At 69.1% G+C, this 13,218-nt stretch carries 12 protein-coding genes and 1 pseudogene; 4 read left to right on the top strand and 9 right to left on the bottom strand.

Annotated elements, in window-relative coordinates; translation table 11 throughout:
• The 4 genes and pseudogenes from AC3XYG_RS24915 to AC3XYG_RS24900 form a co-directional block, all read right to left on the bottom strand.
• Positions 1-1,334, bottom strand: a pseudogene (locus AC3XYG_RS24915) (hypothetical protein); the annotation flags it as partial.
• Between the two features lie 362 nt (positions 1,335-1,696).
• Positions 1,697-2,035 (bottom strand): hypothetical protein, encoded by a 339-nt coding sequence (locus AC3XYG_RS24910; protein WP_489142561.1) that lies wholly within the window; start codon positions 2,033-2,035, stop codon positions 1,697-1,699.
• A 73-nt stretch (positions 2,036-2,108) separates the two neighbouring features.
• On the bottom strand, positions 2,109-2,873 hold the full coding sequence (locus AC3XYG_RS24905) for a tetratricopeptide repeat protein (RefSeq protein WP_489142560.1): 765 nt from the start codon (positions 2,871-2,873) through the stop codon (positions 2,109-2,111).
• 209 nt (positions 2,874-3,082) lie between these two features.
• Positions 3,083-3,679 (bottom strand): YcbK family protein, encoded by a 597-nt coding sequence (locus AC3XYG_RS24900; protein WP_489142559.1) that lies wholly within the window; start codon positions 3,677-3,679, stop codon positions 3,083-3,085.
• Positions 3,680-3,892: 213 nt separating this feature from the next.
• Between AC3XYG_RS24900 and AC3XYG_RS24895 the strand changes: the two genes are divergently transcribed.
• Positions 3,893-4,528: a CDP-alcohol phosphatidyltransferase family protein gene (locus AC3XYG_RS24895; protein ID WP_489142558.1), complete on the top strand. Its 636-nt coding sequence runs from the start codon at positions 3,893-3,895 to the stop codon at positions 4,526-4,528.
• On the opposite strand, the gene AC3XYG_RS24890 is transcribed toward AC3XYG_RS24895, so the two are convergent.
• The 5 genes from AC3XYG_RS24890 to aepX all read right to left on the bottom strand — a co-directional run bounded on the left by AC3XYG_RS24890 (position 4,516) and on the right by aepX (position 10,045).
• Positions 4,516-4,947 (bottom strand): DUF2141 domain-containing protein, encoded by a 432-nt coding sequence (locus AC3XYG_RS24890; RefSeq protein ID WP_489142557.1) that lies wholly within the window; start codon positions 4,945-4,947, stop codon positions 4,516-4,518. The two genes, AC3XYG_RS24895 and AC3XYG_RS24890, sit on opposite strands and share 13 nt — an antisense overlap.
• Entirely contained in the window at positions 4,944-6,065 is a 1,122-nt protein-coding gene (locus AC3XYG_RS24885) for a 2-aminoethylphosphonate--pyruvate transaminase (RefSeq protein WP_489142556.1), read from the bottom strand. Before AC3XYG_RS24885 ends, AC3XYG_RS24890 begins: the two co-directional genes overlap by 4 nt.
• Positions 6,065-7,060, bottom strand: coding sequence for a lysylphosphatidylglycerol synthase domain-containing protein (locus AC3XYG_RS24880; RefSeq protein WP_489142555.1), 996 nt, complete (start codon positions 7,058-7,060; stop codon positions 6,065-6,067). Before AC3XYG_RS24880 ends, AC3XYG_RS24885 begins: the two co-directional genes overlap by 1 nt.
• Complete coding sequence (gene aepY, locus AC3XYG_RS24875; protein WP_489142554.1) at positions 7,057-8,229, bottom strand: phosphonopyruvate decarboxylase; 1,173 nt, start codon at positions 8,227-8,229, stop codon at positions 7,057-7,059. The genes AC3XYG_RS24880 and aepY overlap by 4 nt, the downstream gene beginning before the upstream one ends.
• Before the next feature lie 121 nt (positions 8,230-8,350).
• Positions 8,351-10,045 carry a phosphoenolpyruvate mutase gene (gene aepX, locus AC3XYG_RS24870; protein ID WP_489142553.1) on the bottom strand — a complete coding sequence of 565 codons (1,695 nt, stop codon included), beginning with the start codon at positions 10,043-10,045 and terminating at the stop codon, positions 8,351-8,353.
• Between the two features lie 78 nt (positions 10,046-10,123).
• Between aepX and AC3XYG_RS24865 the strand changes: the two genes are divergently transcribed.
• From AC3XYG_RS24865 to AC3XYG_RS24855, 3 genes are all read left to right on the top strand, one after another.
• Entirely contained in the window at positions 10,124-10,915 is a 792-nt protein-coding gene (locus AC3XYG_RS24865; protein ID WP_489142552.1) for a phosphocholine cytidylyltransferase family protein, read from the top strand.
• A 2-nt stretch (positions 10,916-10,917) separates the two neighbouring features.
• Positions 10,918-11,718, top strand: a complete 801-nt coding sequence (locus tag AC3XYG_RS24860) for a phytanoyl-CoA dioxygenase family protein (RefSeq protein ID WP_489142551.1) — start codon at positions 10,918-10,920, stop codon at positions 11,716-11,718.
• Between the two features lie 243 nt (positions 11,719-11,961).
• Entirely contained in the window at positions 11,962-12,993 is a 1,032-nt protein-coding gene (locus tag AC3XYG_RS24855; RefSeq protein WP_489142550.1) for an LLM class flavin-dependent oxidoreductase, read from the top strand.
• The last annotated feature ends 225 nt before the right edge of the window (positions 12,994-13,218 follow it).

Below are 13,218 nucleotides of genomic sequence, written 5' to 3'. Positions count from 1 at the left end.
ACACCGATGGCGGAGATGCCGCTGGTCGTGATGCTGTCGTCACTCGTGGTCCAGGGCTGGCCGTTGCCTGCGGTGAAGCTCACGGTGCTGCCATCGGCCGCGAAGCCGCCGCTGCCGCCGACATTCGCGATGACACCGCTGGCGCCGCCGCCGGCACCGCCGCCGCCACCGATGGACTGAAGCAGCACGCCGAACGCATTCGGGCCGATCGTCGTGATCGTCCCGTTGTTCTCCACGCTGGCGTGGTCGGAGGTGCCGCCTGCGGCCCCCGTGCCGCCGTTGGAGTGAAAGAGACCCCAGGAGGCGCCGCCGGATCCACCGCCCCCGGCCAGCGACTGTGCGACGATGCCATGGGCCGCCTGCCCCTGGGTGCTGATCGAGCCGTTGTTGTTTACCGTCGCAGTGCTCGCATCGCCACCCGTGCCACCCGTGCCGCCACTGTCGTTGTTTCCGAACCCTCCCAGGCCGGCCGCCCCGCCGAGAGACTGCGCCAGGATGCCGACGGAACTATCCCCCGTCGTCGTGATGACGGAGCCGTCGCCGACGGTCACCGCGACCGCGCCCGCAGCGCCGCCGTTCCCGCCGTTCCCACCCTTGAATTTCTCACCATTTCCGGTGCCGCCGCCGCCGCCGCCCTCGGACTGGGCGACGATGCCGGGAGAGGACGTGCCGCCGGTGGAGATGGTGGCGGTCAGGCCGACAGAGGAGTCGCCGATATCGCCGCCGACAACGACGTTACCGGCCGCTCCGCCCGCGCCGCCCGCGCCGCCGGAGCTGTCACCACCCAGGCCGGTCTCTACATAGCCGCCGACGCCACCTTGCCCGCCGAGACTGACGGCATAGGCGCCGGGCGAGCTGTTACCCGCCGTGGTCGCGGTGACGGCATTCGCAGTCGCGCCGGCCAGGACGATGCCGACGGTGCCGGTGACCGCACCGCCGCCGCCGCCGGCGCCGCCCGTAACGCCTCCGGCGCTGTCGCTGTTTCCTCCGCCGGTCCCTCCGACTCCCCCTTGGCCCAAGGCCAGGAAGCCGGGCAGGTTGTCGCCGGACGGAGCCTCAGCCGCGCTCGTGGCCGAGACCGTCGGCGCGTTGACCGTCCCTCCCGGGCCGCCCGGGTCGCCGAAGTCCGTTCCGCCCCCCGGTCCCGCGATGCCGAAGGTGCAGTCGTAGTAGATTCCCTGCGGGCAGCTCTGGGCCGCAGCTGTGTCAGGCATGGCCAGCCAGGCCGTGGTGCCCAGCAGCGCGGCGACCAAGCCCCGTCCCGTCTGGATCGGCCAGCTCGGATCGGTCTTCGAGACCTTGGCGCCAGAGCCGGAACGGAATCCTTGCGTCATCGCAGCCCCCTAAATCTTTAGTCAAATGCCCCAGACGCGTCCCGGCGCGACGTCCCCCACGGAAATCTGCGATCAAATGCACGTCTTAAAAAAGCCTATGATCATATCGTGCTATGCCATAGGTCCAGATGGGACTTATCGATGGGTCCAGATGCGATTTGTCGGATGATGTGTATCGGACGACACGCTCAAGAGAATTCCCGGCGGCCCGCTAAAGGTCTGCAACGGAGAGAAGCGGCCGACCAAATGAAACGATCAAAAATTAACAAATGATGAATCTCGGACACTCGACAATGTCGGAGACGGCGAATGCCTGCCGTTTCAATCTCCTTGGCGTCCAAGGAGATCGATGTATTGAGGATTCAGATTGCGCGCCGGTCTCTTCCGTTGCGGCGGCGCAGGATGACCAGCGCGACGGCCGCCACGGCGATGGCGACGAGGCCGATCACGAGGGCGCTCGATCGGCTGCGGCAGGTCAGCACCGTGACGGTCGCGCTGCCGGAATATTCCGCCGGGGTCGGCGTGCCCCAGGGGTCGACGGTGCCCGGCACGCAGTCGCCGATCGTGAAAGCGGCGCCTGCCGCATCCACCGGCTGGACGAGGGCGGCCGGATCGCCCGGGTCGGGCGGCGTCCAGCCCCGGAGATCGGACCGGAAGAACAGGATCGCCGCGACCAGCACCAGGCCGGCGACGGCCGACATGCTCCAGACCCTCATCGCATTCCCCCGGCTCATGAACCGCGATTCCGGAGCCGATGGAACCTGCAAATGATGGCTACCCGATGGTGCCGATCGCCTGGGCCCGGCGGGCCGGGTCCTTGATGGCGCGGATCCGGCGGGCAGCGTTGACCAGGTTGCGGGCATCCTTGTCCGACATCACGCCGGCCGCGACCCGGCGCGCCTCCGGCGTCTTGCCGTCCATCGCCAGCACCAGGGCCAGGTTGCGCTGCTGCGTCGCCTTGGCGTCGGGCGCGGCTGCCGCCTCGCGCATCACCCGCACCGCTTCGGCCGTGTCGCCGGCCAGGGCATAGGACAGGGCCAGGTTGGTCTTCAGGCTGACATTGCCCGGCGCCTTGGTCAGCGCCCCCTGATACAGCGCCTGGGCCTCGCGCGGCCGGCCGGCCAGGGCCAGGGCCGTGCCCTTGGCAAGGATCGTCGGCACGTCGCCCGGCTTCTTGACCAGGGCCTGGTCCAGGATCGCGATCGCCTCCTGCGGCTTGCCCTGGGCCAGCTGCACCTTGCCCAGGCCGCGCAGCGCATCGACGTTGTCGGAATCGATCGCCAGGGCGGCGTTGTAATAGCCCGCGGCCCGTGCCGGGTCGCCGGTCTGCACCAGCGCGTCGCCCAGATGGATCATCGGCTGCGGGTTGCCGGGGTCCTCGGTCGCCGCCTTCTGGTACATGGTGATGGCGGTGTCGGGGTCGCCGGCCGCGCGGATGCTGTCGCCCATCCGCAGCAGCGAGGTGGTCGAGGATTCACCGCAGCCCACGACGATTAGGGTGGCGGCGAGAAGGGCGGCGCGGGTGAGGTGGAACGTCATGGCGGCGGGCTCTCCCTTGAGGCAGCGAGTCCGTCGCGCCTCTGGCGGGCGCGCTTGGAGAGGTCACGAATCCCTGGATCACAGATAGAACGATCCCGCCGCCGCGTCGACCCTGCGATTGGGAATCCGGTCCGGCTTTTCAGGTCTCCAGGTCCGGATCGGCGGATGTCCGCTGATCCCGATGACTGCCCGGCGGAGATCGGCCGGGATCAGCCTTCCCAGGTGCGCAGATTGCCGGAATCGATATGGGTGAAGCCGGGATATTGCCCGACCCCGCCGATCTGCAGCGCCAGGGCGCAGCCGACCAGCTGGCTCGGCGGCACCTTCTCGAAGGTCAGGTCGATGGCGCGCCCGGCCATGTGCAGCGAATTGCGCGCGGTGCCTTCCAGCGAGGAATTGGTCTGCAGCGTGCGGTAGCCGGAATTGATCGTCGCCTTGCCGCTGAAGCCGGCGCGCTGGCACACGGTGCGGATCACCGCCAGCGCCCAGAACAGCCGCGGGTCCATCTGCACGCTGGCCTTCTGGCGCCAATCGCGCAGGAACCAGTCCAGCTTCTGCAATTCGGTCACGTCATAGCCGCCGGCGCCGTAGAACTGGCCGACATAGCTCTCGCCGGTGTGGGCATGCCCCAGCTCGAGATAGGGCGTCACCCGGTCATGCACCTCGTCCAGCAGCGACCCGGGCCGGGCCGCCGGGGGCAGGGCGTAGGCGGCCGGACCGGCCAGGGCAATCCCGCCGACGACGCCGAGCGCGGCGCGTCGAGTCAGGGTCGGGCCAGGGGCCCGGGAGGGAAGGGACGCGGTCATACGAACTCATCCTCGACAGGCGAAGACACCTCAGCGCGGATTTGTATAGCATTTTGCCGAGCCGGCGACGGATTGCAATCCCGAGCTACGTGAGATGCAGGCCCCAGCGTTCGGCATCGAGGGCATGCCAAGACCATGACGCAATGTTCAGGGAGGATGATCTAGAGACTCGGACTGCGTCCGGTGAAAGGGACGCGGAGGCAGCGGAACCGGATGAGCCACGATACCCTGATCCATCGCATCATACGCCCCGTGGTCCGGCGGATCGCGCCGACCGGGGTCACCCCGAACCAGCTCACCACCGTCCGCCTGGTCACCGGCATCGCCGCGGCGGCAGGCTTTGCCCTGGGCGGCGGCTGGGCCGATGCCGGCGGCGTCGTGTTCCTGCTGTCGATGCTGTTCGACCGGGCCGATGGCGAGCTGGCGCGCCAGACCGGGCAGATGAGCCCGTCGGGCCATCGCTACGACCTGGTGACGGATTGCTTCACCGAGGCGATCGCCTTCATCGGCATCGGTATCGGGCTGGCCCGGGACGGGTTCGGCACAGCGTCGGTGGGGCTCGGCATCATCGCCGGGCTCGGCATCGGCGTGCTGTTCTGGCAGCTCAATGTGATGAAGGTGGTCGAATTGTCGCGCTATGCCATGCGGCAATGCGGGATGGTGATCGACCCAGACGACGCGCTGGCACTGGTGCCGGTCCTGATCTGGCTCGGCCTGGCGTGGCCGATGCTGATCGTGGCGGCGGTCGCCACCCCGGCCGGCGCGCTGTGGCTCGGCCTGCTGTCGCGGCGGAACAAAGCGATGGGGGCCAAGCCGTCGGCGGCGATGCGGCAGGTTCAGTCGAAGTAGCGCAGCCGCACCGTGATCTTCGTCCCGCCGGGGCCGACGGCGAAGGCCGCGTCCTTGAAGTCCGGTGGCGAGAGCAGATAGGACGGATCGCGCGAGAAGGCGACGCCTTCTTCCGGTACGCCCAGCAGGGTACGGTCGACCTTGCCGTTGCCGTTCTCGTCCAAGAAACCCTGCGCCGCATAGGTGCCGGGCGGCACGTTCGGGATCACCACGGTGGCCTGTCCGGGGGCGGCCGGGGCCGTGCCGCTATACGGACAATCCTTCAGGAACTGCGCCTCGGGGCACAGCGACATGTGCAGCGTGCCCTTGGGATCGCGGATGTTGGTGACGGTGATCTCGACCGTCGCCGCCGCGGCCATGGCGCTGCCCAGGCCAATCCAGGCCGCGGCCGCGCAGAGCAGGAGGGTCGGCGTTCTCATCGGCGCAGCTCCGTCAGGGCGTCTTCGATCGCGACCAGCAGTTCCTGGAAGTCGCTGCGGTCGAGCGCGCCGATGCAGCCGATGCGGAAGCTGTCGGCCTTGGTCAGCTTGCCCGGATAGATCAGGAAGCCGCGGGCGGCCAGCGCCTCGTAGAAGCGGTCGAAGGCGAAGTGCGGCGCGTCCAGCGGGTGGAAGGTGGCGATGATCGGCGCCTGCACCGCGGGGTCGAGGAACAGGCGGAAGCCCAGCTTCGCCATGCCGGCCGCGAGCGTGTCGAAATTGTCCTGGTAGCGGCGTAGCCGGGCCGGGGCACCGCCTTCCGCCTCCAGCAGGCGCAGCGCCTCGACCAGCGCCGCCACCACCTGCACCGGCGGGGTGAAGCGCCACTGGCCGTTGCCTTCGAAGCCGCGCCACTGGTCGTGCAGGTCGAAGCTGACCGACGGGCTGTTGCCCTTCGCAGCCTGGATCGCCTGCCGGTCGACCAGGGCGAATCCGATTCCCGGCACACCCTCCAGCCCCTTGTTGCTGGAGGCCAGCACGGCCATGGCGGGGGTGGCGGACAGATCGATCGGCAGCGCGCCGAAGCTGCTCATCGCATCCAGGATCAGCGCCCGGCCATGGGCGGCGACGACCGCAGCCACCGCTTCGAACGGGTTCAGCAGGCCCGAGGTGGTCTCGCAATGCACCAGCGCGACATGGGTGATCGCCGGGTCGGCCGCCAGGGCGCGGTCGACCTGCTCCGGCTCCACCGGCCGGTCCTCCGGCCAGCGCAGCGCCTCGACCGGCCGGCCCAGCCGGCGGGCGATCTCGATCATGCGCTCGCCATAGGCGCCGTTGGCCAGCACCAGCAGCTTGCCGGTGGCCGGCACCAGGGTGGTGACCGCGGCCTCGACGATGAAGGTGCCGCTGCCCTGCAGCGGGATGGCGACATGGCTGGCCTCGGCTTGCGCGACCGCCAGCAGCCGCTGCCGCAGCTCCGCCGTCATGGCGATGAAGGCGCGGTCGCGTGAGCCCCAGTCGCGCAGCATGGCCCGGCGGGTCTCGATCCGCGTGGTCAGCGGGCCGGGGGTCAGCAGCGCGGGTTCACCCCGGGTCCACTTCGGCGCGGTGTGTGTCATCACGAGGCCTCCGAAGCCCGGGCGCGGCGGCGCCGGGCCAGGTGCTTGCCTTCCATGATCTGCCAGGCGACCAGGCCGGGCACGCCCAGCGCGATCTCGCGGATGCGGCGGATCAGCGCCATCGCCACCGCGCTGTGCGGCGGGATGCCCAGGAGGCCGCAGATGACGATGAAGCCACCCTCCTGCACCCCGAGCGCGCCGGGCACCAGCACCCCGGCGACGCGGACGGCCTGGGCCAGGCTCTCGATGATCACGGCGTCGCGCAGGCTGGGCTCGAGGCCAAGCGCCCACATCGTCGCCCAGATCTCCAGGCAGCCGAGCAGCCAGGAAATCAGGTGATGGCCGCCGGAGGTCCAGACCCGGCGGGCATGGTCGCCATACAGCGACACGATCGAATCGTGCAGGCCGGAGACCTCGCCCAGCGACGACCAGCCGAACTTGTCGGCCAGCCGGATCAGCGACCGCTCCAGCACCTTGAACATGCCGAAGCGCTGGGCGCCGATGAACAGGGCCACCAGCACGGCGCCGACCCCGGCGCCGGCGATGATCCAGGGCGTCATCGCCCCTTCATGGGCGCCGAGGAACAGCAGCACCAGGCCGAACACGGTGAACACCACCTGGCTGGCCATCTGCGTCGTCAGGTCGACGACGATGGCGGCGCCGGACCGGTTCAGCTGCACGCCGCGCATCGCCAGCAGCCGGGCGGTGATCAGCTCGCCGCCGATCTGCGCCACCGGCAGCAGCGAATTGATCGCCTCGCGGATCCAGCGCAGCCGGATGAAGTATAGCAGGCCGGGCACCGGCCGGTCCGGCACCAGCGCGCGCCAGCCCAGCGACGAGAACAGGAATTGCGGGAAGTGCAGGGCGATGACGGCCAGGATGCCCCAGCCGGCGCCGACCAGCGCCAGCCAGATCTCATGCGCGCCGGTCAGCCAGACCAGCACGACCGCGACCGCCAGGCCGACGGCAATTCCAATGCAGGCGGGCCATTTCATGATGCGACGCCAACACCGGCTGCGGCCGGGCGAACGCCGGCAAGGAAGTCCTTGAACCGCAGGGCGACATCGGCCGGGCCGACGGTCGGCCGGCCCAGCTTGTCCATCGACCCGGGGGCGATGCGGACATGGATCAGCGCCGGGCGCGGCGCCTCCGACGCGGCGCGGAACGCCCCCTCGAAGCCGTCCAGGCTGCTGCAGGTCGCGGCGAACTGATAGCCGCAGGCCAGCGCGACCGCGGCGAAATCGACCGAGGCCGACACCGTGGCCTGGCCGCCGGTCGAATCATGCACGCCGTTGTCGAGCAGGATGTGGATCAGGTTGCCAGGCGCCTGGGCGCCGATGGTGGCGAAGCTGCCCAGCTTCATCAGCGCGGCGCCGTCGCCATCCAGCACCACCACCGGGGCCGATGTGTTCAGCGCCACGCCCAGTGCCATGCCGGAGGCGCCGCCCATCGACCCGACCTGGTAGATGTGCTGCGGCCGGTCGGCCAGGGTGAACAGCTCGCGCCCGGCCTTGCCGGTGGTCGCGATCACGGCGGTGCGGTCGTCGGTCAGGGCCAGGAAGCGCTCAAGCACCGCGGCCCGGGTCGGGCGCGGCGCGGCCACCGGCCAGTCGGTGCGGCGGCCGGGGCGGGGCAGGGTGCGCGGCGACACCTGCAGCTCCTCGTCCCGGACATCGCCCTTCTTCATGACGAAGGCGAAGGGCACGCCGGTTTCCGCCATCTGCGCCACGGCCACGTCCAGCGCCGGGCCCAGGGCCTCCGGCGTGGCCGGGAAGGGGGCCTGCGGGATTTCCATCAGGGTCAGCAGATCCTGGGTGATGCGGCCCATCACCTCGTGCTGCGGCTCATCCGGCTGGCCGGGCTGGCCGCGCCAGGTGGTGACGAACAGCGTCGGGATGCGGAACGGCGCATTCAGCGAGGTCAGCGGGTTGACCGCGTTGCCCAGGCCGGAGTTCTGGCACATCACGACGGTGCGGCGGCCGGCCAGCCAGGCGCCAGCGGCGATCGCCACCGCCTCGCCCTCGCTGGCGGCACCGACATAGCTCAGGGCCTTGCTGCCGAGAACGCCGTTGATCAGCGGGGTCAGGAAGCTGCAGGGGACCCCGGTGTAGAAGTCGTGGCCGCGCGTCTTCGCTGCCGCGATGAAATCGTCTGCGGTGATCATGTCGACGTTCTAAAGCGCGATGGCCCGGGATGGAAGCGTAACCGCGTCCATCCCAGGCATGCATCGGGTGAAGTCATCTGTGCGGAACCTGTGCCCGGATGGCCGGGCGCGGGTTCTATGCTCAGGTGAAGTTGCGCGCGTCGGCCAGGTCGCTCAGCGTGTCGACATCCAGCCAATGGGCGGTGAAGTACTGCACCACCACCGGATGCTTGGCCGCCAGGCGGGTCAGCAGCAGCGGCAGATCCGCCGTCTCCAGCAGCCCTTCGGCCTCGATCAGGTCGATCTCCTCGCGCAGCCAGGCGGCGCCTTGCGTGCTGAACCGGGCCAGGCCGATCCATTCGCCGCTGACCTCGCCGGCCGGGATCGACTGCGACATCGATTTCAGGTGCACCGCCGTGTCGTCCAGGTAGCTGCCGGAGTAGGGCCGGTCGGCGGCCACCAGGTCGCGGATGGTCTTCTTCGGGTCCTTCACCGACAGGCTCAGCCCGTCGACCGCGACGACGATGTCACCCTCGCTCGACATCAGCCCGTCCAGGATGTAGCGGCGGAACAGCACGTCGCCATAGGCGACCACCGCCTCGCCATCCAGCGCCTTGCGGGCCTGGGCCAGCGAGAACACCTCGCCGGTCTCGGCGAAGCGGTCGTTGTCGACGGTCTTGATGCCGGGGACGGCCACCGCCTCCTTGCGATAGCCGCGCACGACGGTGACGTCGCGCAGGCCGCTGTCGGCAAAGGTGGTGACCAGTCGCTGCAGCAGCGACTGGCCGCGCACGTCGATCATGCATTTCGGCTGGTCGCGGGTCAGGTCGCCCAGATCGCCGCGCGACGCCGCCAGCACCACGGCCTTGGGCGCGGCCTTGCCCGGCAGGTAGCGGCGCTCGGCCGCCTCCAGCTCGGCATTGCCGACCAGCGCGAAGATGTCGCGGACGGTGGCGACCCGGCCCTCGACCTCACGCAGCGACTGGTCCTCGAAGATCCGGCGGGCGGTCTCGCGCATCGCGGTCATCGACGCGCGCAGCAGGTGGTTCGCCCAGATGATGGTCGAGATGCCGGCCTGGCGGAACAGGTCGGTCGAGGTGGCATAGTACATGGTCGGCACGATCACGATCGGCGACCGGTTGGCCCAGCGCTCGGTGAACTCGAAGATCTCGTTGGCCGTCGATTTCTTGGAATGGATCAGGATCGCGTCGGCCCCGGCCGCATGATAGGCCTCGGCCCGGCGCAGCGCCTCTTCCATGCCGCGGCCGGAGATCAGCGCCTCGACCCGCGCGACGAGGATGAAGTCGTCGTCGGTCTGGCTGTCCTTGCCGGCCTTGATGCGGCCGCAGAACTCATCGATATCCGCCAGCGGCTGGGCTTCGCCGATGAAGGAGTTGGTCTTCGGGAACAGCTTGTCCTCGATGCACACCCCGGCGATGCCGCGCTCGCAAAGCTTGCGCACCAGGCGGCGGACATTGTTGAAGTTGCCGTAGCCGGTGTCGCCGTCGACCAGGATCGGCAGCGTCGTCGCGTCCGCCATGTACTCCAGGGTGTCCAGCACCTGGGTCCAGGACGCCTCGTTGCTGTCGCGCAGCCCCAGGCTGGCCGACCCGGTCAGGCCCGACGCCCAGATGCCGCGGAAGCCGGCTTCCTCGACGATCTTGGCGGACAGGCCGTTATGCGCCTCCATCAGGAAGGACAGCGACGGGGAGGAGATCTCCTCGCGCAACGCCGCGAACACCGTCTTCGGCCGGCCACCCTTTTCGGGGGCGCTGTTGCCGGACGATCCCGCCGTGGCGGTGTCTTCGAAAGCCTTCATCGCTGCTTCTTCAGTCATGTACCGGATGTCCGGATTGCGGGATCTCGACTGTCCAGCACCTTGCCGGGCCGTCCTGTCGGCCTGTATCTTCGTCCGGTGTCCGAAAAATGCAACCGGGGCCTCATAGTCTTGTCACACAGCGATGGGCATTCGACCGCCGCGATCATCCTCGCGGCCGGTGTCGGCAGGCGCCTGGGATCGGCCGTGGACGGCCCAAAAATCCTCCTTCAGTTCGGCGGCCGGTCGCTGCTGCAACGGCATATCGCCGCGCTTCACGCCAATGGGGTCGAGGACATCTCGATCACCATCGGGCATGAGGGCGACTCGATCCGGCACGAGATCGAGCGGCTCGGCCTCGCCGGCCGCATCCGCTTCGTCGAGAACCCGCGCTACCGCGAAGGCAGCCTGGTCTCGCTCTGGGCCCAGCGCGACCTCTTGTCCTCCGGCGGGCCGATCGTGCTGATGGATGGCGACGTGCTGTATGGCGACGCCATGATCGGCCGTCTCCTCGCCGCAGCGCCGGAGAACACGCTGCTGGTCGACCGCGAGATCGAGCCGGGCGACGAGCCGGTGAAGATCTGCTTCCGCGGCGACACCATCGTCGATTTCCGCAAGAAGCCCGAACACGCCCATGACTGGCACGGCGAATCGGTCGGCTTCTTCCGCTTCTCGCCCGACATGGCGCGGGCGCTGGGCGAACGCACCGACTGGTATGTCCGGCAGGGCATCACCACTGTTGAATACGAGGAAGCGATCCGCGACCTCATCCTGGCCCAGCCGCAGCGTTTCGGTGTCGCCGACATCAGCGATCTGCCCTGGACCGAGATCGACTTCGATGTGGATGTGACCCGCGCGCGGCTGGAGATCCTGCCGCAGTTGGAGCGTTGACCATGCCCGATTCCCTTTCCGCCGCCCGCCGCGACAGCACGACTGCCGGCCCGCTGTCCGCCGACGACCTCGCGGCCTATGCGCGCACCGGCTGGGTCGCGGCCCGCGGTTTCTTCGATGCCGCCGAGACCGCGGCGATCACCCGCTGGACCGACGAGCTGAGCGCCATGCCCGAAGAGCCGGGCAAGCACATGGTCTATTACGAGCCCAGCCTGCTCGACCCGGCCAGGCGGGTGGTGCAGCGGATCGAGAATTTCTGCCCCTACCACCCGCAGTTCGACGGCCTGGTCCGCGGCGGCCGGCTGTTCCAGGCGGTGGAGCAGCTGCTCGAAGGCCCCTCCTGCCTGTACAAGGAGAAGATCAACTTCAAGGAAGCGGGCGGCGCCGGGTTCGAGCCGCACCAGGACCAGCAGGCCGGCTGGTCGCGCTATGCGCCGATCTTCCTGACCGTAATGGTCTCGGTCGACCGCGCCACGATCGCCAATGGCTGCCTGGAGATGGCCGACACGCCGCGCCTGACCGGCATGATCGGCGAGGAGTGGAAGCCGCTGACCGACGCGCAGATGGCCGGCTTCACGCTGGAACCGGTGACGACCGAGCCGGGCGACGTGCTGTTCTTCGACAGCTACGCCCCGCACGCCTCGAAGCCGAACCTGACCGACAAGGGCCGGCGCATCCTGTACCTGACCTACAACCGCCTGGCCGATGGCGACCATCGCGAGCTGTACTTCGCCGAGAAGCGCGCCAACTTCCCACCCGACATCGAGCGCGAGCCCGGCAAGGCCTACAAGTTCCGGGTGTAAGGCCTGCCCCAGCCTCCCTTTTTTGTCATTGCCGGGCTTGACCCGGCAATCCAGAAGCTGTCGACAGTCTCTGGATGCCCGGGTCGAGCCCGGGCATGACAATGAAGGGGAATCGAGCCCTGAGACGGACCGCGCGGGCGAGAAGGTCCACCCGTAGGACAGTCTGTTTCCATTCAGGACGATTGACCGGCCCGGCCCAGTGGCCATCTGTGCGGTGACGCACTTCGCCACCCAGAGACAAGCATGGCACAGCCCCTCGAACTCGGCCTCGACACCTTCGGCGACGTCACCACGGGGGCGGACGGCCAGCCGCTGCCGCACGCCCAGGTGATCCGCAACGTCATCGCCGAGGGCGTGCTGGCCGACGAACTCGGCATCGATGTCTTCAGCGTCGGCGAACACCACCGCTCCGATTTCGCCGTCTCCGCGCCCGAGGTGCTGCTGGCGGCGATCGCCGGGCGCACCAGCCGCATCCGCCTGGGCTCGGCCGTCACCGTGCTCAGCTCCGACGACCCGATCCGCGTGTTCCAGCGCTTCTCGACCGTCAATGCCGCCTCGGACGGCCGGGCCGAGGTCGTGCTCGGCCGCGGCTCCTTCACCGAATCCTTCCCGCTGTTCGGCTTCGACCTCAACGACTACGAGGCGCTGTTCGAGGAAAAGCTGGACCTGTTCGCGGCGCTGCTGCCGCAGCAGCCGGTGACCTGGCAGGGCACCACCCGGACGCCGCTGACCAACCAGCTGGTGTATCCGCCGGTCGAGACCGGCACGCTGAAGACCTGGATCGGCGTCGGCGGCAGCCCGGAATCGGTGGTCCGCGCCGCCCGCTACAACCTGCCGCTGATGCTGGCCATCATCGGCGGCGACCCCAAGCGCTTCCGGCCCTATGTCGACCTCTACCACCGCGCCCTGGCACAGCTGGAGCGGCCGGTGCTGCCGGTCGGCGTGCACTCGCCCGGCTATGTCGCCGACACCGACGAACAGGCGCGGACCGAGCTGTTCCCCGACTACAAGCGCATGCGCGACAAGATCGGGGCGGAGCGCGGCTGGCCGCCGATGGGGCAGGGGGAATTCGAGCGCGAGGCCGAGCACGGCTCGCTCTATGTTGGCTCGCCCGAGACCGTGGCCCGCAAGATCGCCGCGACCGTCAAGGCGCTGGACGCCTCGCGCTTCCAGCTGAAGTACAGCGCCGGCCCGCTGCCGCATGAGAAGCTGATGCGCAGCATCGAACTGTTCGGAACCAAGGTTGTGCCGATGGTCCGCGACCTGCTGGCCTGAGACCGTCCTGAAACGCGCCGGCGCGGCCGTCTGATGGCGGTTCCTGTGCTTCCGGTGCTCACGGACGACCATGTCCGCTGCGCGCCGGTTCTCGGAACCACCAACAGCCGACTCACGCCGACACGTTTCCGAACGGTCTCCGGGGCCGGCCATCCCGCACCACCGTCGCCAGCGTGCGTTGGTTCCTGGGGGAGTTGGCCCGCCCACCCCACACCGTCATCGCGA

It is taken from the genome of Inquilinus sp., assembly GCF_057815775.1.
The sequence above is the reverse complement of the archived record's forward strand: the minus strand, read 5'-3'. Positions and strand labels throughout refer to the sequence as shown.